A 20436-nucleotide genomic window follows, 5' to 3' on the forward strand; every position below is an offset into this window, starting at 1 on the left:
ACCGCCCCTTCGTCCGTCACCGCATCAGCACCCCGGCGTCCTCCCCCGTCCCCGCGGACGGCAGGGCCACGAGCCCCAGCTCGGCCCCGTTGGCCAGCAGCCGGTGCGAGGGCAGAATCCGCACGGTGTACCCGAAGGGCCCCGTCCGGTCCAGCGCGAGAGGGCCCTCGTAGACCCGGCGGCCCTCGACGTCGGGCCCGCCCGTGGGCTTCAGCGGCACCGGGGAGGCGTCGGCGATGTGGTCCTCGGGGTCGACGCGCCCCGCGATGGCCTGCACCTCCACGTCGTCCGGCGTCAGCTCCCCGAGGTGCACGCGCACCCGCAGCGACAGCGTGGCCCCCAGCTCGGCCGTGGCGCCGGTGGCCGAGGCCTCCACGTGGTCGACGGCCACCCGCGGCCAGGCGGCACGGACCCGGCCCTTCCAGGCGGCCAGCTCCGCCGCCGACGTGACGTCGAGCGCGCGGTGCGCCCGCGCGGCGGGAACGTACAGGTTCTCCACGTACTCACGGACCATCCGCCCCGCGAGGACCTTGGGCCCGAGCCGCGTCAGGGTCCTGCGGACCATCTCGATCCAGCGGTCGGGCAGACCGCCGGGGCCCTGCTCGTAGAAGCGGGGGGCGATGCGCCGCTCCAGGAGGTCGTAGAGCGCGGCGGCCTCCAGGTCGTCGCGGCGGTCGTCGTCGGTGGCGGCGCCGTCCGCGGTGGGGATGGCCCAGCCGAAGTCGGGCTCGAACCACTCGTCCCACCAGCCGTCGAGGACGGAGAGGTTCAGGCAGCCGTTGAGTGCCGCCTTCATGCCGGAGGTCCCGCAGGCCTCCAGCGGGCGCAGCGGGTTGTTCAGCCACACGTCGCAGCCGGGGTAGAGCTTCTGCGCCATCGCCATGCCGTAGTCGGGCAGGAAGACGATGCGGTGGCGCACCCGCGGATCGTCGGTGAACCGCACCAGCTCCTGGATGAGCCGCTTGCCGCCGTCGTCCGCGGGGTGCGCCTTGCCCGCGACGACGATCTGCACGGGCCGCTCGGAGTGGCGCAGCAGCTTCATCAGCCGGTCCCGGTCGCGCAGCATGAGCGTGAGCCTCTTGTACGAGGGGACGCGGCGCGCGAAGCCGATGGTGAGGACGTCGGGGTGGAGCACCTCGTCGATCCAGCCGAGTTCGGCGCTGGCCGCCCCGCGCTGGCGCCAGGAGTCGTAGAGGCGGCGCCTGACCTCGTCCACGAGCTGGGCGCGCAGGGTGCGGCGCAGCTCCCAGATGTCGGAGTCCGCGATGTCGGCGACCGCGTCCCAGCGGTCGGAGCCGCCCACCGAGAGGGCGTCCTCGGTGCGCCGCTCGCCGATCTGCCGGGCGCCGAGCCGGAAGACCTCGGGGGCGACCCAGGTCGGGGCGTGCACGCCGTTGGTGACGGAGGCGATCGGGATCTCATCGGCGTCGAAGCCCGGCCAGAGCCCGGCGAACATGCCCCGGCTGACCGAGCCGTGCAGGGTACTCACCCCGTTGGCCCTGCTGCCAAGGCGCAGCCCCATCACGGCCATGTTGAAGAGGTTGGGCTCGCCGCCCGGGTAGGTCTCCATACCGAGCCGCAGCACGGCGCCGATGTCGATGCCGGGCAGCTCGGCGCCGGGCCCGAAGTGGCGGGCGACCAGCTCGCGGTCGAAGCGGTCGATCCCGGCGGGCACGGGGGTGTGGGTGGTGAAGACGGTCCCCGCACGCACCGCTTCGAGCGCCGCGTCGAAGTCCACGTCCGCCGCGATCATCTCGTGGATGCGTTCGAGCCCGAGGAACCCGGCGTGCCCCTCGTTGGTGTGGAAGACCTCGGGCTCCGGGTGCCCGGTCAGCCGGCAGAAGCTCCGTACGGCGCGCACTCCCCCGATGCCGAGCAGCATCTCCTGGAGCAGCCGGTGCTCGCTGCCGCCGCCGTAGAGCCGGTCGGTGACGTCGCGCTCGCCGGGGTCGTTCTCCTCGACGTCGGAGTCGAGCAGGAGGAGCGGCACGCGGCCGACCTGCGCGTGCCAGACGTGGGCGAGCATCGCGCGCCCGCCGGGCAGGGCGAGCGCCACCTTGGCGGGGGTGCCGTCGGCCTCGCGGAGCAGGGAGACGGGCAGCTCGTTCGGGTCGAGCACGGGGTAGTGCTCCTGCTGCCAGGCGTCGCGGGACAGCGACTGGCGGAAGTAGCCGTGCCGGTAGAGCAGCCCGACCCCGATGAGCGGCACCCCGAGGTCGCTCGCCGCCTTGAGGTGGTCCCCGGCGAGGATGCCGAGGCCGCCGGAGTACTGCGGCAGGGCGGCCGTGATGCCGAACTCCGGTGAGAAGTACGCAACCGCGCGCGGCAGTTCGGTGCCCGACCGCTCCGGGTCGTGCGGGTCGCGGCCCCGCTCCTGGTACCAGCGGTCCCCGGTGACGTACTCATGGAGGTCGTCGGCGGCCTCGTCGAGCCGCCGCAGGAAGTCCGCGTCCCTGGCCAGCTCGGCGAGGCGCGCGGACGGGACGCCGCCGAGCAGCCGCACGGGGTCGCAGCCTGACGCGGTCCACCGGTCCGGGTCGACGGACTCGAAGAGCTCACGGGTGCGCGGATGCCATGACCAGCGCAGATTGCGGGCCAGCTCGGCCAGCCGGCCGAGGGGTTCGGGAAGGACGGGACGTACGGTGAATCGTCGGATTGCCTTCACGGTCTCCACCTTCGCGGGGATTCGCCTGGATGCCACACATATTTGCCTCCGCGAGTCGAAGGTAGCGGCGGTCGGCGGTCCCCCACCACGGCGCACGCACAGGGCGCGCGGCGTGTCCGGGACGGTGACGCGGCTCCGGACGGCTTCCTTTTCCCGTTGTAATCTGCAAGCTCTCTGCGAGGCACGGGAATTGACGGCGGCACCACCCTGGGGGCGTGCGGATGATCGGCCAGTTGCGTGAGGCTTCGCCCATGCGGGTGGGTCCCTACGAGACGGTGGGGCGGCTCGGGGCCGGAGGCATGGGCGAGGTCTTCCTCGCCACGCCGGACTCCGCGTCCCCCGGGCACTACGAACCGGACGCCCTCGTCGCCGTGAAGGTGATCCGCCGCGACATCGCGGGCGACCCCGCCTTCCGTGCCCGGTTCCGGCGCGAGATATCCGTGGCGGCCTCGGTGCGCAGCCCGTACGTCGCGCGTCTCGTCGACGGTGACGCCGATGCCGCGGAGCCGTGGCTCGCCACCGAGTACGTCGCGGGGCCCAACCTCGCGGAAGCCGTGCGGGGGCACGGTCCGCTGCCCGCGGGGGCCGTCGCCGCGCTCGGCGCCGGGCTCGCCCACGCGCTGGCCGCGGTGCACGGGGCGGGCGCCCTGCACCGTGACCTGAAGCCGGCGAACGTACTGCTCGGCGCCGAGGGGCCCAAGCTCATCGACTTCGGCGTGGCGCGGGCGCTCGGCGCGACCACGATGACCTCGACGGGCCTGCTCGTGGGCACCCCCGGCTTCATGTCCCCCGAGCACGTGGCGGGCGGACGGCACGTGGTGGCCGCCTCCGACGTGTTCTGCCTGGCCTCGGTCCTCGCCTACGCCGCCTCCGGCAGTGACCCGTTCGGGGACGGCCCGGTGGCCGCCGTCCTGTACCGGGTGTCGCGCGCCGAGGCCCGCCTGGACGACGTGCCCGCGGAGCTGCGGGAGATCCTCGCCGCCTGTCTGGTGCCGGAGCCCGGCGACCGCCCGGCCCCGCGGGAGGTCGCCGCCCGGCTCACCGCCCTGGAGGGCCGGGCGGCATCCCCCTGGCCCGCGGCCGTGGTCGCCGCCATCGAGGAAGTCGGCCACGACGCCCTGCGGTTGTGCGCCACGGGCCGGCCCCTGCTGCCGCTCCCCGAGCCCCCGCGGCCGGCCACGCCCACCCCGACGCGGACGCCCACGCAGACCCCGCAGGAGCCCGTCGCCCCCGCGGTGCACGGCCTGCCCACCATGAGCTCGGCCCCGCCCGCCGCACCGGCCCCGCCCCGCTCCCGGGCCCGCGCCCTCGCGGTGATCCTCGCGGTGGCCGTGGCGGGAGGCGGCGTCGGGGCGCTGCTCGCGCTGCGGGGAGCCGACGGGGGCGAGGGAGACGAGGGGGGAGGCGGCTCCGGCGGCTCCGGCGGCGAGAGGCCGCCCGGCGTCTCCGCGGCCCGGCTCGCCGCCACGGCGGGCGTCGACGCGACGGGCACGCAGAACAGGAGCGGCTTCGTCCCGCAGTACGAGGAGCAGCGCCCCAAGGGCTGGAAACCGTGGCGCGGCAGATTCCGCCACGCGCCGATGAACTGCGCCGCCGACATGAAGGCCGTCGTCTGCCTCCTCACCAACGGCACCTACGAAGCGCTCAGCGCCTCCGACGGCCACCGCCTGTGGACCTCCGACGGCCGCACCGGCGCCGACCGCGCCGCGGACGGAGACGCGTACGTCGGGCCGACCGGCGCCTTCTTCGCCCCGGGGGACACGGTCGAGCCGCAGGTCCGCGGCGGTACGACCGTCGTCGGGCACCGGGGCGGCGCGCAGGTGCGGGACTCCGCGTCCGGCGAGGTGCGCTGGACGGCGAAGCCGTCGCCCGGGCACTACATCACCTCCGTGCTGCTCACCGCGGACCGGCTCGTCGTCAGCGAGGAGGGCGCCTCGGACTCGGCCACCGGCCGGACACCGGACGGCGCGCGGCTGCGGGCGTACACGCGCGGCGGCAGGCAGGTGTGGAAGGAGCAGCTCAGCGGCGACACCCTCGCCATGGTGGAGAAGCAGCACTACAAGGCGGAACTGGCCTACGACGGCCTCGTCTACGCCCAGTCGAAGGACGGCGTCGTCGCGATCGACGCGCGGCGCGGCGGCCGGGTGGGCGGCGCCTATGCCAAGGCCCAGTGCCTGTCCCTGAAGGCGGTCGGCGGCAAGATCCTCTGCGCCCAGCCGCTCGGCGACACCAGCGACCTGTCCGACCCCACGGACGACCCGCAGACCCGGGTGGTCCGGCTCGACCCACGCACGCTGGCCCCCGGGAAGGCGTTCGGCTTCAAGTCCCCGCCCGTCGGTGACGACGGCTTCGGGGGCAGCGACCCCGTCGTGAGCGCCGTCGGGAAGCGGGCCGCGCTCGCGTACGACATGACGGGCAAGCGGCTCGTGGTGGCCGACCCGAGGAACGGCAGGGTGCTGCGCGAGGAGCGCATCTCGATCGCCGAGTACAGCATCAGGCACCCGGCCCCCTCGGGACCGCTGCTCGTCGACGGCCGCGCGCTGTACGCCGACAACTCCGCCCTCCTCTCCGTCCCGCTGACCGCGTCGGGCAAGGCCCGCAAAACCCCGGTGCCCGGCGCGCCCGGCGACCGCGAGCCGAAGAAGTCCGTGGACGGCGGCCTCGTGATCGCCGACACCCCGAAGCACCCGTGGCTGCTGCCGCTCGGCGGCGTCGCGACGGTCGTCTACGACCAGGGCACGGTGGTCTCCCTGAAGATCCCGTCCTGAGCCGTCGCCTCCCGCCGCTTCCGCGTCGCCGCACCACCCCGTCGCCGCGCCACCGCATCCCCGACTCCAGGAGGAGCCTTGCTCGACCCCCTGTCCGGACCGCCGCGCCACGTCGGTCCGTACCGGCTGCTCGCCGCCATCGGCGCGGGCGGCATGGGCGAGGTCTATCTGGCCCGCGAGCCCCGGCCCGGCGCGCCCCTGGTCGCGGTGAAGACCGTGCGTCCCGACCTCGACATCGACCGCGACTTCCGGATCCGTTTCCGCCGGGAGATCGCGGCGGCGCGCGCGGTCTCCGGGGCGGGCACCGCGGCGCTCCTGGACGGTGACGCGGACGCCGCGGTGCCGTGGCTCGCGACGGAGTACGTCGCCGGGCCCTCCCTGGCCGAGACGGTGCGCCGGTGCGGTCCCCTGCCGGTGGCGGCGGTGCGCGCCCTCGGTGCCGGGCTCGCCCGCGCGCTCGCGGCGGTGCACGCGGCCCAGGTGCTGCACCGTGACTTCAAGCCGGGCAACGTCCTGCTCACCCCCGAAGGGCCGAAGCTGATCGACTTCGGCATCGCGCAGGCCTTCGACGCGACGGCCCTGACGGCGGCGGGCATGATCGTGGGCACCCCGGGCTTCATGGCGCCGGAGCAGATCGAGGGCAGCCACGCGGTGGTGCCCGCCTCCGACGTCTTCGCGCTCGGCGCGGTGCTCGGTTACGCGGTCTCGGGGCGCGGCCCGTTCGACGACCAGGAACTGGCCTCGGTCATCTTCCGCATCTCGCGGGGCGACGCGGACCTGTCGGCCGTGCCCGAGGAGCTGCGCGAGGTGGTCGCCGCGTGCCTGAGCCCGGCGCCCGGCGACCGCCCGAGCGCGGCGCACCTCGCCGACCTGCTGCTGCCCGGCGGAACCGAGGCTTCCGGCGTTCCGTGGCCGTCCCCGGTCCTGTCGCTCTTCGCCGAGCACCGCGAGGCGGTGGCGCGCTGCGAACAGGCTGTGGCCGCCGACGCCTTCGCCGCCGCACCCACCGCCACGGGCACCCCCGCGGCCCCCCTCGCCCCGCCGGCCGTCCCGCCGGTCGCCCGCCACCGCTGGCCGTGGGTCATCGCGGCGGCGGTGGCGGCGGCCGGGGTCATGGTCACGGCGATACTGCTGCCGGGCGGGGACGGCGGCGGACCCGGCGGCGGCGAAGCCGGGTCCGGACCCACCGGCGGGGCGCCGAAGAGCCCCGGCAAGGCGGGACCGAAGAAGGGCGCCACCGGGATCGTCACGCAGTACGGGGGCGCCGGCCATACGGGCGAGTTCGGCGCCGCGAACCGTACGTCCGACCGCCCCGCAGGCTGGAAGCCATGGACCGTGCGGCGCCCCCAGAACCTGGACGACAGGGGCTACGGCTGTGTCCTCGCGAAGTCGCTCCTGGTCTGCCGCGACGGCAAGGGCGCGGCGACGGCCCTGGACGCGGCGACCGGCGAGCGGCGCTGGACGTCCCCCGGCTTCCGGGTGGGCCCGGCCGGTCTCCAGGGCATCCAGGAGCTGCCGCCCGAGAGCGACGGCACCCGCGTCTATGTGCCGAGCGAGCGCGGCACCATCGCGGTCGACCTCGCGTCGGGCGCCGAACGCTGGCGCAAGCCGCTGCCGCCGGACACGGCGGTGATGGGCATGACCTACGCCGACGGCGTCCTCCACACCGCGGAGTTCGGCTTCACGGACGAGGCCACGGGTGCGGGCGACGCCCGGGTGCGCGCCCGCCGCGCCTCCGACGGCCGCGAGCTGTGGCGGTCACCGAAGCTTCCGGGCAAAGTCACGGGCGCGATGCCGGTCAAGGGCGGCCGGCTGTACGCGTCGCTGGAGGGCCACGGAGTGGTGGCCCTGTCCACGAAGAGCGGCACGGTCGCCGGGCGGGCCCCCGGCCAGTCCTGCCAGGGCCTCCAGACGTACCGCTCCTCCGTCCTCTGCTGGGACTACGGCACCACCGGCATACGGGAGCTCGACCCCGTCACCCTCAAGCCGCGCCGCACCCTGGCGCCCGCCGCCGAACCGGCGCTGCCGCCCGTGGTCGGCGACGCGGGCGTCCTGGTCGTCACCACCGCCAACCCCGACACGGACGACCCCGTCACCCACCACATGACCGCCTACGACTGGCGCACCGGCAAGCGGCTGTGGCGCTACGGAGCCCCCCAGGGCGCGGCGGCCGTGGGGCTCGCGGGCAAGCGGGTGATGGCCGTCGGGACGTACGAGATGTGGGGCAGGAGCACGGCCGACGACATCAACTCCTACCGCAGGAAGGACATCCCGCGGCCCGCGGGCAAGGACGAGTACGACGCCGCGTCGCCGCTGGGCGCCCCCCTGTACGTGGGCGGGGTCCTGTTCTCGGCCACGCGGGACGGCAGGATCCTGTCGGGGTACGCGCCCTGACGCGACGTGGGTGAGATTCCGCCATACCTGAGGCGGGACACCCGCGGCCGGGGCGAGTGGATCAGTTCGGCCGAGTCCGGCGGTCCGGCACCGCTCCGGGGGCGCGTGGACGGTCCGAAGCGCCTGCGCCCGCCGTCGCACCCCCCGGAGCATATGCAAATGGCCCGTACCAAAAGGTGCACTTCTCGCCCCATCAAACCGTGCATTTTCGGACCAGCCGCGCCATTCACGGCGAGGCCGGTCTTGCATGGGCCGTTACGCACTAGTAGTTAACAAAGCGCCGGATTGTTCACCCGACGGGTGTGGGAAGGCTCCTCCGGTACGCACTCCGGCACATCCTCCGGCGCACACCGGCCGGTAGCACCGCGGTACCTCTCCCCACCCCCGTATCCGTGCACGCGGACAGGAGCGGTCAGACATGCCTTTAGGCTCAACCCCGCAGCCCACCATCCCCGTATTGGACGTCCGGCCGGCCGTCCACTGCGGCCGAAAACCGGCGAAAGCGGTTCCGGGAGAAACGTTCCAGGTGAGCGCGACGGTCTTCCGCGAAGGCCATGAGGCCGTCGCGGCCAATGTCGTCCTGCGTGATCCTGAGGGGCGCGTGGGGCCATGGACGCCGATGCGTGAACTGGCCCCCGGCACCGACCGGTGGGGCGCGGACGTCACTCCCGACAGAGAGGGCCGCTGGGCGTACGCCGTGGAGGCGTGGGGCGACCCGATGACGACCTGGCGGCACCACGCGCGGATCAAGATACCGGCCGGCATCGACACCGACCTGGTCCTCGAGGAGGGCGCCCGCCTCCACGAACGCGCCGCCGACGGCGTCCCGGCCGCCGACCGGCCCGCGGTCCTCGCGGCCGCCGAGGCCCTGCGCGACACCGGCCGCCCGGCGGCGGCCCGCCTCGCCGCCGCCCTCACCCCCCGGGTGAACGCGGTCCTCACCCGTCACCCCCTGCGCGAACTCACCACGTCATCACCGGAGTTCCCGCTCCTCGTGGAGCGGAGCCGGGCCCTCTTCGGCTCCTGGTACGAGTTCTTCCCGCGCTCGGAGGGTGCGGTGGTCAGCGAGGGGGCGCCGCCGGTGCCGGGCACGTTCCGCACGGCCGCCGAGCGGTTGCCTGCCATCGCCGGGATGGGCTTCGACGTGGTGTACCTGCCGCCGATCCACCCGATCGGCAGTACGCACCGCAAGGGCCCCAACAACTCCCTCTCCCCCGGCCCGTACGACGTCGGCGTGCCGTGGGCGATCGGTTCCTCCGAGGGCGGCCACGACGCCGTCCACCCCGACCTGGGCACGATCGACGACTTCGACGCCTTCGTGGCCGGGGCGGCCGGACTCGGCCTGGAGGTCGCCCTGGACTTCGCACTCCAGTGCTCACCCGACCACCCGTGGGTGGACAAGCACCCGGAGTGGTTCCACCACCGGGCGGACGGCAGCATCGCGTACGCGGAGAACCCGCCGAAGAAGTACCAGGACATCTACCCGATCGCCTTCGGCCAGGACATGCCGGGGCTCGTCGCGGAGACCGTACGGCTGCTGCGGTTCTGGATGGGGCACGGCGTGCGGATCTTCCGCGTCGACAATCCGCACACCAAGCCCGTGGTGTTCTGGGAGGAGGTGATCGCCCGGATCAACGGCACCGACCCGGACGTCATCTTCCTCGCCGAGGCCTTCACCCGCCCCGCGATGATGCACACCCTCGCGGCCGTCGGGTTCCAGCAGTCGTACACCTACTTCACCTGGCGCAATTCCAAGGAGGAACTCACGGAGTACCTCACCGAGTTGTCGCGCGACACCGCGCACTTCCTGCGGCCGAACCTCTTCGTGAACACCCCCGACATCCTGCACGCCTACCTCCAGGACGGCGGCCGCCCCGCCTTCGAGACGCGCGCCGTGCTCGCCGCGACGCTCTCGCCGACGTGGGGCGTCTACAGCGGATTCGAGCTGTGCGAGAACAGGGCCGTACGGCCCGGCAGCGAGGAGTATGAGAACTCCGAGAAGTACCAGCTGCGCCCGAGAGACTGGGCGGGCGCCGCCCGCAGGGGCGAGACCATCGCCCCCCTGATCACCCGGCTGAACCGGATACGCCGCGCCAACCCCGCCCTGCGGCAACTGCGCGACCTGCACTTCCACTCCACGGACAAGGAAGCGGTGATCGCCTACTCGAAGTCCGCCGCCGACACGCACGGTTCGAACACGGTTCTGGTGGTCGCCAACCTCGACCCCCACCACACCCAGGAGGCAACGGTCTCGTTGGACATGCCGGAGCTCGGCCTCGACCGGCACGAGACCGTGCCGGTGCGCGACGAGCTGACCGGCGAGACCTACCACTGGGGCAGGACCAACTATGTGCGCCTTGAGCCGGGCCGTGCGCCCGCGCACATCTTGCGCGTCCTGCGACCGTCCTCACCGTTGATCGGAGGGTCACCCACATCATGATCTTCAATGAGCCCGTCCAGGACACCTTCGAGGACACGCCGAGCAAGGACCGCGATCCCGACTGGTTCAAACGCGCGGTCTTCTACGAGGTCCTGGTCCGTTCCTTCCAGGACAGCAACGGCGACGGCATCGGGGACCTGAAGGGCATCACCGCCAAGCTGGACTATCTCCAGTGGCTGGGCGTCGACTGCCTCTGGCTGCCGCCGTTCTTCAAGTCCCCCTTGCGCGACGGTGGTTACGACGTATCGGACTACACGGCGGTGCTTCCCGAGTTCGGGGACCTGGCCGACTTCGTGGAGTTCGTCGACAGCGCCCACCAGCGCGGCATGCGTGTGATCATCGACTTCGTCATGAACCACACCAGCGACCAGCACCCGTGGTTCCAGGCCTCACGCACCGACCCCGAAGGACCCTACGGCGACTACTACGTCTGGGCCGACGACGACAAGCGGTACGGCGACGCCCGCATCATCTTCGTCGACACCGAAGCCTCCAACTGGACCTTCGACCCGGTCCGCAAGCAGTACTTCTGGCACCGCTTCTTCTCCCACCAGCCCGACCTGAACTACGAGAACCCGGCCGTCCAGGAAGAGATCATCTCCGCCCTGCGCTTCTGGCTCGACCTGGGCATCGACGGCTTCCGCCTCGACGCCGTGCCCTACCTCTTCGCCGAGGAGGGCACCAACTGCGAGAACCTGCCCCGCTCACATGCCCTGCTCAAGCGGGTGCGCGCGGAGATCGACGCGCACTACCCGGACACGGTCCTGCTCGCCGAGGCCAACCAGTGGCCGGAGGACGTGGTGGACTACTTCGGGGATTTCCAGAACGGCGGCGACGAGTGCCACATGGCGTTCCACTTCCCCGTCATGCCGCGCATCTTCATGGCCGTGCGCCGCGAGTCGCGCTACCCCGTGTCCGAGATCCTGGCGAAGACCCCGGCGATCCCGGCGGGCTGCCAGTGGGGCATCTTCCTGCGCAACCACGACGAGCTGACCCTGGAGATGGTCACCGACGAAGAGCGCGACTACATGTACGCGGAGTACGCCAAGGACCCGCGCATGCGCGCCAACATCGGCATCCGCCGCCGCCTGGCCACCCTCCTGGACAACGACCGCAACCAGATCGAACTCTTCACCGCCCTGCTGCTGTCCCTGCCCGGCTCACCGATCCTCTACTACGGCGACGAGATCGGCATGGGCGACAACATCTGGCTCGGCGACCGCGACGCCGTGCGCACCCCCATGCAGTGGACCCCCGACCGCAACGCCGGCTTCTCCTCCTGCGACCCCGGACGCCTCTACCTCCCCACGATCATGGACCCCGTCTACGGCTACCAGGTCACCAACGTCGAGGCCTCCATGTCCTCACCCTCCTCACTCCTGCACTGGACCCGCAGGATGATCGAGATCCGCAAACAGAACCCCGCCTTCGGCCTGGGCAGCTACACCGAACTGCCCTCCTCCAACCCCGCCGTCCTCGCCTTCCTCAGGGAAGCGCCGCCGACGGAGGAGGAGGGCGACGACCTCGTGCTGTGCGTTCACAACTTCTCGCGGTTCGCACAGCCCACCGAACTGGATCTCCAAGCCTTCAACGGACGCCATCCCGTCGAGCTGATCGGCGGAGTGCGCTTCCCGGCCATCGGTGAACTGCCGTACCTCCTGACCCTCGCGGGGCACGGTTTCTACTGGTTCCGGCTGCGCCAGGAACCGGCGTAGGCTCCGGCAGCGCGAAGCCCGCGCGGGGCGGTTTCCACCGCCCCGCCCTGGGCACCCAACGCAGACCGGCACCCCCGCACACTGCCCTGTCCGCCACGCGGAAGGACGCGACGCCATGTCGGAAGCCGCCACCCGCCCCACCGCACACGCCAGCGCGCTGCTCGCCTCTCTCGACCCGCTCCTGCGCGAGTGGCTGCCACGGCAGCGGTGGTTCGCCGGGAAGGGCCGCCCCATCAGCGGCTTCGAGCCGGTGACGGTGACGGAACTCCTGCCGCGCAGCTCTCCCGCTGGACTGCTGCACCTGCTCCTGCGGGTCCACCAGCAGCCCCCCGGCTCCGTGCGGGACCCCGGCCCCGACGGCACGTCGGCCCAAGGGCCGGCCGACTGCTACCAGCTGCTCATCGGCGTGCGCCGCGCCCTGCCGCCGCACCTGGCCCCCACCTTCATCGGCCACGTCACCGAGGGCCCGCTCGCCGGTCAGACGGTGTACGAGGCGCTGCACGACCCCCGGCTCGCGGCGCTGCTCCTGGAGCGGCTGCGCATGCCGGGACGGCACGGCCCGCTGCGCTTCCAGCGCGACATGGGGGTGGAGATACCCAGCGGCCTCACCCCGCGCCCGCTCAAGGCCGAGCAGTCCAACTCCTCCGTCATATATGGAGATACGTTCATCCTGAAGCTGTACCGCCGGGTCGTGCCCGGCACCAACCCCGATCTGGAGCTCCCGCTGAGCCTGGCCCGGCAGGGCTGCGCACGGGTGCCCGCGCCCGCCGCGTGGTTCTTCGCGGACCTCGGCACCGGCCCCGGCACGGCGGAGGGGGAATGCGGGCTCGGCGTGCTCCAGCCCTATCTGGCCGCCGCCGAGGACGGCTGGGAGCTGGCCCTGCGCATGCTCGCCAAGGGTGAGTCCTTCACCGGCGAGGCACGGGCGCTCGGCCGCGCCACGGCCGATGTGCACGCGGCGCTCGCCGCCGCCCTGCCCACCGTCACGCTGGGCAGGGCCCAGGTGGAGCAACTGGCCGACGCCATGGCGGAGCGGCTCGGCGCGGCCGCGCGGGCGGTCCCCGCGCTGCGGCCGTACGCGCCGGGGCTGCTCACCGCCTTCGAGGCGCTGGCCGACCTGGGCAGCGAGGGCCAGTCGTGGACCGCCCAGCGCGTCCACGGCGATCTGCACCTGGGACAGTGCCTGCGCTCCCCCGATGGCGGCTGGTCGCTCATCGACTTCGAGGGCGAGCCCGCGCGCCCGCTCGCCGAGCGCCGGCTTCCGCAGCCGACGGTCCGTGACGTCGCCGGGATGCTGCGCTCCTTCGACTACGCGGCATGCTCCACCGAGCCGTGGGCCCCCGCGTGGGCCACGGAGTGCCGGGCCGCGTTCTGCGCGGGCTACGCCGACGTCTCGGGCCGCGACCCCCGCACCGACCCCGTACTCCTTAGGGCCCACGAGACCGACAAGGCGGTCTACGAAGTCCTCTACGAGGCCCGCCACCGCCCCGGCTGGCTCCAGGTCCCGCTGGCCGCGGCCCGCCGCCTCGCCGGGACCGGCTCCGCCGACGACGCCCTTTGACCACTCCTCCACAGGAGGCTCCTCCAGTGACCCGCCGCCCCCGCAAACCGTCCGACGAAGCCGCCGAGCGGCCGTCAGGCCCCGAGCACACCGAAGAACCGCAGGCCCACGAGGGCGCACCGACGCCGGGCGGTGCGCGCCCCGAGGCGGCCGAGGAGACGGTGGCCGACGAGACCGCGAAGCCGGCCCGGCCCGCGAAGGCCGCGAAGCCCTCCGCGGCCGCCAAGACCACCAAAGCCGTCAAGGCCGCCGCCAAGAAGGCGGTGCCCGCCAAGGCCGTGCGGAGCGCCAAGCCGCCGAAGCCCCCGAAGGCCGCCAAGCCCGTGAAGAAGGCCGCGGCCGAGCGGCTCCTGAAGCCGGTGCCCGCCGCCCGCAAGGAGGGTGTGCCCGCGGCCCGGCCGCGTACCGTGCCCGCGGCCAGGGCCGAGTCCGTTCCCCCTGCGGGACCCGCGCCCCTCGCCGCGTCACCCGTCCCCGGGGACGACCGCGTACGCCTGCTCGACGGCACCCACCACGATCCGCACGGCGTGCTCGGCGCGCACCCCGTCACCGGCGGCATCGCCTTCCGGGCGCTGCGGCCCTACGCCAAGGCCGTCTCGGTGGTCGCCGACGACCTCAGGGCCGAGCTGCGCGACGACGGGGAGGGTTTCTTCTCCGCGGTCGTTCCGCTGCCGGCCGCGCCCGACGGCTACCGGCTCCACATCACGTACGACGACGCGGAGTTCGTCACCCACGACGCGTACCGCTTCCTGCCCTCGCTCGGCGAGTTCGACCTGCATCTGGTCGGCGAGGGGCGGCACGAGCGGCTGTGGGAGGCGCTCGGGGCGCGCCCGATGGTCCACCAGGGCGTGACCGGCACCCGCTTCACCGTGTGGGCACCGAACGCCCGCGGGGTGCGGGTCGTGGGCGGCTTCAACTTCTGGGACGGCACGGGTTTCCCGATGCGTTCGCTCGGCGGGAGCGGTATCTGGGAGCTGTTCGCGCCGTCCGTCGGCGAGGGCGAGCTGTACAAGTTCGAGATCACCCGGCCGGACGGCTCGAAGACGCTGCGCGCCGACCCGCTGGCCCGCCGCACGGAGACGCCGCCCGCGAACTCCTCGGTCGTGCACGAGTCGCACCACGAGTGGCACGACCAGGACTGGCTCGCGCGCCGCGCGGACCGGCCGGTGCACGAGGCGCCGTTCTCCGTCTATGAGGTGCACCTCGGCTCCTGGCGGCCCGGCCTCACCTACCGGCAGCTCGCCGAGCAGCTTCCCGCCTACGTGTCCGACCTGGGGTTCACGCACGTCGAGCTGATGCCCGTCGCCGAGCACCCCTTCGGCGGCTCCTGGGGCTACCAGGTCACCGGCTTCTACGCGCCGACGTCCCGCCTGGGCACCCCCGACGACTTCAAGTTCCTCGTGGACGCGCTGCACCGCGCCGGGATCGGCGTCCTGATGGACTGGGTGCCCGCGCACTTCCCGCGCGACGACTGGGCGCTCGCCGAGTTCGACGGGCGGCCGCTGTACGAGCACGCGGACCCGGCCCGTGCGGCGCATCCGGACTGGGGCACCCTGGAGTTCGACTACGGCCGCACCGAGGTCCGCAACTTCCTGGTGGCGAACGCCAGTTACTGGTGCGAGGAGTTCCACATCGACGGCCTGCGCGTCGACGCGGTCGCCTCGATGCTGTACCTCGACTACTCCCGCGAGCACGGCGAGTGGACGCCGAACGAGCACGGCGGCCGGGAGAACCTCGACGCCGTCGCCTTCCTCCAGGAGATGAACGCCACCGTCTACCGCCGTTCCCCCGGCGTCGTCACGATCGCCGAGGAGTCCACCGCCTGGGACGGCGTGACACGGGCCACCCACCACCAGGGCCCGGGTGGCTTCGGTGGCCTCGGCTTCGGCCTGAAGTGGAACATGGGGTGGATGCACGACTCCCTCGACTATGTGACGAAGGAGCCGGTGCACCGCAAGTACCACCACAACGAGATGACGTTCTCGATGGTGTACGCCTACAGCGAGAACTACGTCCTGCCGATCTCCCACGACGAAGTCGTGCACGGCAAGCGGTCGCTGGTCTCCAAGATGCCGGGCGACTGGTGGCAGCGGCGCGCCAACCACCGCGCCTACCTCGGCTACATGTGGGCCCACCCCGGCAAGCAGCTCCTCTTCATGGGCCAGGAGTTCGCCCAGGGCGCCGAGTGGTCGGAGGGGCACGGCCCCGACTGGTGGCTGCTCGACCCGGCGTACGGTGCCGAGCCCGACCACCGGGGCGTACGGGATCTCGTACGCGACCTGAATACGGTCTACCGGCGTGAGGGTGCCCTGTGGCAGCGCGACACCGACCCCGGCGGCTTCGCCTGGGTGGACGGTGACGCCGCCGAGGACAACGTCTTCGCCTTCCTCCGCTACGACAAGGACGACCGCCCGCTGCTCGCCGTCTCCCACTTCTCCCCGGTGGTGCGGCACGCCTACCGCCTCGGGGTGCCCGACGGGTTCGGGGCCTGGCAGGAGATCCTGAACACCGACGAGGCCCGCTACGGCGGCGGCGACGTCACCAACCCCGACCCGCTGAAGCCGGAGCCGGTGGCGTCGCACGGCCGTCCCGCGTCCCTGCGGCTGACCCTGCCGCCCCTGGCCACGGTGTGGCTCAGGCCGGTCTGAGCCACCGGGCCCGGGCTACGCGAGCCGCTTGAGCGCGGCCGGCAGCTCCTCGGCGTACAGCACGCCGAGGCGCTGCGTGGCCCGGGTCAGGGCCACGTACAGGTCGCTGGTGCCGTAGCGCGCGGGCTCGACGACCAGGACCGTGTCGAACTCCAGGCCCTTCGCCTGACGCGGATCGATCAGTACGACCGGCCGCGTCAGGTCCAAGGCCTCCCCGGCCGTCACTCCGGGGAGCTGTGCGGCGAGCTCCGCGTGGAGCTCGCGGGGGGCGATCACCGCGAGGCGGCCCTCGTCCCCGGCCTCGGCGGCCACCGCGTCGGCCACGGCCGCGGCGAGGTCGTCCGCGCGGCGGGCCCAGGGGCGCACACCCGTGGACCGCACCGAGCTCGGCGGCCGGAAGCCGGGCTGTTCCGCGCGCGGCACCTCCGCCGCCACGTCCATGATCTCCACGGGCGTGCGGTAGTTGACGCCGAGCCGGGTGTACTCCCAGCGGTCCTCGACGTACGGCGCGAGGATCTTCTCCCAGGAGCCGCAGCCGCCCGCCTCCGCGGTCTGCGCCGGGTCGCCGACCAGCGTCATCGACCGGGTCGGGCTGCGCCGCATGAGCAGTCGCCACGCCATGGCGGAGAGCTCCTGCGCCTCGTCGACGATGATGTGGCCGAACGCCCAGGTGCGGTCGGCCGCCGCCCGCTCGGCGGCGCTGCGGTGGTCGGCCTCCTCCTGCCGCTCGGCCATCCGCTCGGCGTCGATGATGTTGTGCGCGAGCAGGATCTCGGCGTCGTCCTCGTCCTTGTCCTCGAACTCGTACGTCCGGGAGGCCCGCGACACGTCGAGGACGCCCTGCGCGTAGGCGATCTGCTCCGCCCGCTCGGCCTCGGCGAGCGCCCGCTCGGCACTGTCGTCGTACCCGAGCAGCTCGGCGGCCTCGTCGAGCAGCGGGACGTCGGCCGGGGTCCAGGCCGAGCCGCGCGGGCGCCGGATGGCCGCCGCGTCCGCCTCGCCAAGGCCCGTCGGCTCCTCGAGGAAGTCGGTGACGAAGCCCTGCGGGGTCAGCGTCGGCCACAGCTCCTCGATCGCCGCGCGGACCTCGGCGCTCTCCGCGACGCCCTTGCCGAGCTGGGCGATGTCGTCGGGGCCGAGGAAGTTGGGGCCGCCGTAGGGGTCGGCGCCGATGCGGTCGGCGAGCTGTGCGGTCAGCGCGTCGATGACACGGAAGGCGAAGTAGGGGCGGCCCAGGTTGTGCGGGACGTCGGCCTCGCGGGCCGCCTCGCGCGCCGCGTCGGCGATCGTCCAGTCCAGGATGAGGTCGCCGTCGTCGTGCTCGATGACCATCGCCTCGCCCGGCTCGGGGGTGCGCTGCCGGTCGCGGACCGCCGCGGCGAGGACGTCCGCCATCTCCGCGCGGCCCTTCACCTCGGCCGCCGCGGCGCTCTCGGTGCCGGTCGCCGTGATGCCGGGGAACAGCTCGCCGACCGTGGAGAGGAGCACTCCGGTCTCGCCGAGGGCGGGCAGGACCTCGCTGATGTAGCCGAGGAAGGCGGGGTTCGGCCCGACGATCAGGACCGCCCGCTTGGCGAGCAGCTCGCGGTGCGCGTAGAGCAGGAACGCGGCGCGGTGCAGCGCCACGACGGTCTTGCCGGTGCCGGGGCCGCCCTCGACGACCATGACACCGCTGTGCGGGGCGCGGATGATCCGGTCCTGCTCGGCCTGGATGGTCTGCACGATGTCGTGCATGCGGCCGGTGCGCGCCGAGTCGAGCGCGGCGAGCAGCACCTCGTCCGCGTCGGCGCCCTCGTGGCCGGTGCGCCGGTCGTCGCCGAGATCCAGGATCTCGTCGTGCAGGGCGGTGACCTCACGGCCCTCGGTGGTGATGTGCCTGCGTCTGCGCAGGCCCATCGGCGTATGCCCCGTCGCGAGATAGAAGGGGCGCGCGACATCGGCGCGCCAGTCGATCACCAGCGGGGTGCGCTCGGTGTCCGAAGCGCGGATTCCGATGCGTCCGATGTGATGGTCGCGGCCGTCGCGGAATTCGAGTCTGCCGAAGCAGAGCCCGTTCTCCCCGGCGTTGAAGGCGGCGAGCAGCCCGGACTGCTCCGCCACCGAGACATCACGCTCAAGGCGCGCCTGGAGACCGGTCCCGACCTGCGCCAACGACGTCTGCACCGCGGCCTCGGCCTCCTCGCGCAGCGCGTCCAGGCGCGCGTACAGCCCGGAGACGAATTGCTGCTCTTCCCGCAATTCCTCGCTTGACAATTCAGCCCCTTGCCCGTTACAGTGCTCTTATAGATATTCCCGCTGAAGCCGTCATGCCGCAAATGGACAGAGCTTCGCGAAAGAATCCACTATACGCAGAGAATCGCCCCGGACGTCAATTCGTCCGGGGCGATTTCTCGTGTTCTCCGATTCTCCGGGTGCGTCGGCCGCGTCAGAGCACGTGGGCCGCTGTCAGAGCACGTCGGCCAGGTCCGCGAGCAGCTTGCGCTTCGCCCGCGCGCCCACCATCTGCTTCACGGGCTCCCCGTCCCTGAACACGATCATGGTCGGCGCCGAGAGCACCCGGTACGCGATCGCCGTCTCCGGGCTGCGGTCCACGTCCAACTGCACGATCTTCAGGCGCTCGGCCTCGTCCCTGGCCAGCTCGCTCAGGACCGGCGCCAACTGCCGGCAGGGCCCGCACCAGTCCGCCGTGAACTCCACGAGCACCGGCCGTCCCTTCTCCCGCAGCACCTCTCCCTCGAAGTCCGCGTCCGTCACCTCGGCCACGCCTGCTGCCTTCACTGAGCCACACTCCTCATGCCGTTCGTCGCTTCCGTGGTCGTCCGGTCAGGTCATCCGGTCAGGTCACCCGGTCAGTTCGCACCGCGGCTCGGGGCCGCCGGGGGCCTCCGCCTCGGCGCGCGCGAGCTGCGCGCCGACCTGGGCGCGTACCGCCGACAACTCGCCGATCAGCGCGTCCAGTTCGGTGAGCTTGCGGCGGTACACGGCGAGCGACGCGGGACACGAGTCGCCCTCCGGGTGACCGGAGCGCAGACACTCCACGAAGGGCCGCGTCTCCTCCAGGTCGAACCCGAAGTCCTGGAGGGTCCTGATCTGTTCCAGGAGCCGCACGTCGTCCTCGTCGTACGTGCGGTAGCCGTTGCCGGTGCGCCGGGCGGGCAGCAGCCCGCGGGACTCGTAGTAGCGCAGCGTCCGCGTGGTCGTCCCCGCGCGCGCCGCGAGCTCGCCGATTCGCATGCCCCGACGGTATTCCTTGACGTGGGCGTCAAGGCCAGGAGTCCGCTACGCCGCGGCTTCGAGGGCCGCCCGCAGCCAGTCGTCGGCCGCGCCCGGTGTCGGCTCGGGCGGCCCGGCCTGCGGGCGCGTGACCTCGGCGGTGAGCTGCCAGTAGCGGTCGAGGCGGGGCTCGGCGGCGAGCGTGCGTCGCAGCCCGCGGCGGAAACCGGCGCTGTCGCGGGCGTTGAGGGCTGCGGCGTGGGCGGCGACGAAGCAGTCGAGCGCCTCGCCCCCGTGCGGCGCCCGCCCCGCCCTGAGCTGCGCCGCCGCAAGATCGAAGGCCTCGGGCAGGGCTTCGTAGAGCATGGCGGGCCGGTATCCCTTGCCCGGCAGGTGCGCCTCGGGCTGGTCGCGGCCGGGCTCGGGGAGCCCCAGGCCGGGGCAGGGGCCCGCGACGAACTCGTGGAGCCGGGCGAAGGCCAGCACCTGCGCCGGGCTCGGGTCGTCCGGAAGTTGCGGGACCGCCTGTTCGACGACGGCGGAGACCACGCGGGCCGGCATCCGCACGGGCAGCCAGCGCCGCCAGAACCGGGCGAGCGCGGCCGTGCTCGGCGGCGTGCCCAGGGCCCCGACCAGGCGCAGCCGCTCGGCGCGCTCCTCCGGGGCGCTGTCGTGCAGCAGCCGGAGCGCGGCCTCGCGCCAGCGCAGCGCGGTGAGGCGCGAGCCGACTTCGCGCAACTGCCCCTCGACGATGTCCTCCAGCGCGTCCTCCCCGTCGAGGACCCGCCCCACGTCCGGCACCGGCAGGTCCAGCGCGCGCAGGGACCGGATGAGCCGCAGCCGGTCGAGCGCGCCGGGTCCGTAGCGGCGGTGGCCGCCGCCACTGCGGGCGGCCTCGGGCAGCAGTCCGCGGTCGGAGTAGAAACGTACGGTCTTCACGGTGACGCCCGCCTTCTCGGCGAGCTGCCCGATGCTCCAGAGCCCGTCCGGCCCCGCGTCCGTGTCCACCTCTGGCCCCATGCCTTGAACCTC

General features: G+C 73.1%; 11 protein-coding genes. 6 read left to right on the forward strand and 5 right to left on the reverse strand.

Annotation, left to right across the window (positions count from 1 at the left end; translation table 11 throughout):
- Positions 1-16 precede the first annotated feature (16 nt).
- Positions 17-2665: an alpha-glucan family phosphorylase gene (gene glgP, locus ACZ6JY_RS27515; protein WP_469199896.1), complete on the reverse strand. Its 2649-nt coding sequence runs from the start codon at positions 2663-2665 to the stop codon at positions 17-19.
- 251 nt (positions 2666-2916) lie between these two features.
- Between glgP and ACZ6JY_RS27520 the strand changes: the two genes are divergently transcribed.
- From ACZ6JY_RS27520 to glgB, 6 genes are all read left to right on the forward strand, one after another.
- Complete coding sequence (locus ACZ6JY_RS27520) at positions 2917-5433, forward strand: protein kinase domain-containing protein (protein WP_469199898.1); 2517 nt, start codon at positions 2917-2919, stop codon at positions 5431-5433.
- A gap of 78 nt (positions 5434-5511) precedes the next feature.
- Complete coding sequence (locus ACZ6JY_RS27525) at positions 5512-7827, forward strand: protein kinase domain-containing protein (RefSeq protein ID WP_469199900.1); 2316 nt, start codon at positions 5512-5514, stop codon at positions 7825-7827.
- 418 nt (positions 7828-8245) lie between these two features.
- Complete coding sequence (locus tag ACZ6JY_RS27530) at positions 8246-10267, forward strand: alpha-1,4-glucan--maltose-1-phosphate maltosyltransferase (protein WP_469199902.1); 2022 nt, start codon at positions 8246-8248, stop codon at positions 10265-10267.
- Positions 10264-11982 carry a maltose alpha-D-glucosyltransferase gene (gene treS / locus ACZ6JY_RS27535; RefSeq protein WP_469199905.1) on the forward strand — a complete coding sequence of 573 codons (1719 nt, stop codon included), beginning with the start codon at positions 10264-10266 and terminating at the stop codon, positions 11980-11982. The genes ACZ6JY_RS27530 and treS overlap by 4 nt, the downstream gene beginning before the upstream one ends.
- Before the next feature lie 115 nt (positions 11983-12097).
- A complete protein-coding gene (locus tag ACZ6JY_RS27540) occupies positions 12098-13543 on the forward strand; it encodes a maltokinase N-terminal cap-like domain-containing protein (protein WP_469199907.1) in 1446 nt (481 codons plus the stop codon).
- A 26-nt stretch (positions 13544-13569) separates the two neighbouring features.
- Positions 13570-16191, forward strand: a complete 2622-nt coding sequence (gene glgB / locus ACZ6JY_RS27545; protein WP_469199909.1) for a 1,4-alpha-glucan branching enzyme — start codon at positions 13570-13572, stop codon at positions 16189-16191.
- Between the two features lie 15 nt (positions 16192-16206).
- Here glgB and ACZ6JY_RS27550 read toward each other — a convergent pair whose 3' ends face one another.
- From ACZ6JY_RS27550 to ACZ6JY_RS27565, 4 genes are all read right to left on the reverse strand, one after another.
- Positions 16207-18444 carry a HelD family protein gene (locus ACZ6JY_RS27550; protein ID WP_469199911.1) on the reverse strand — a complete coding sequence of 746 codons (2238 nt, stop codon included), beginning with the start codon at positions 18442-18444 and terminating at the stop codon, positions 16207-16209.
- Between the two features lie 192 nt (positions 18445-18636).
- Positions 18637-18969, reverse strand: coding sequence for a thioredoxin family protein (locus ACZ6JY_RS27555; protein ID WP_469199913.1), 333 nt, complete (start codon positions 18967-18969; stop codon positions 18637-18639).
- 63 nt (positions 18970-19032) lie between these two features.
- Entirely contained in the window at positions 19033-19425 is a 393-nt protein-coding gene (locus ACZ6JY_RS27560; protein ID WP_447040093.1) for a MerR family transcriptional regulator, read from the reverse strand.
- 45 nt (positions 19426-19470) lie between these two features.
- Complete coding sequence (locus ACZ6JY_RS27565) at positions 19471-20424, reverse strand: MerR family transcriptional regulator (protein ID WP_469199915.1); 954 nt, start codon at positions 20422-20424, stop codon at positions 19471-19473.
- Positions 20425-20436 lie beyond the last annotated feature (12 nt).

Source organism: Streptomyces sp. NPDC046335, from assembly GCF_055587985.1.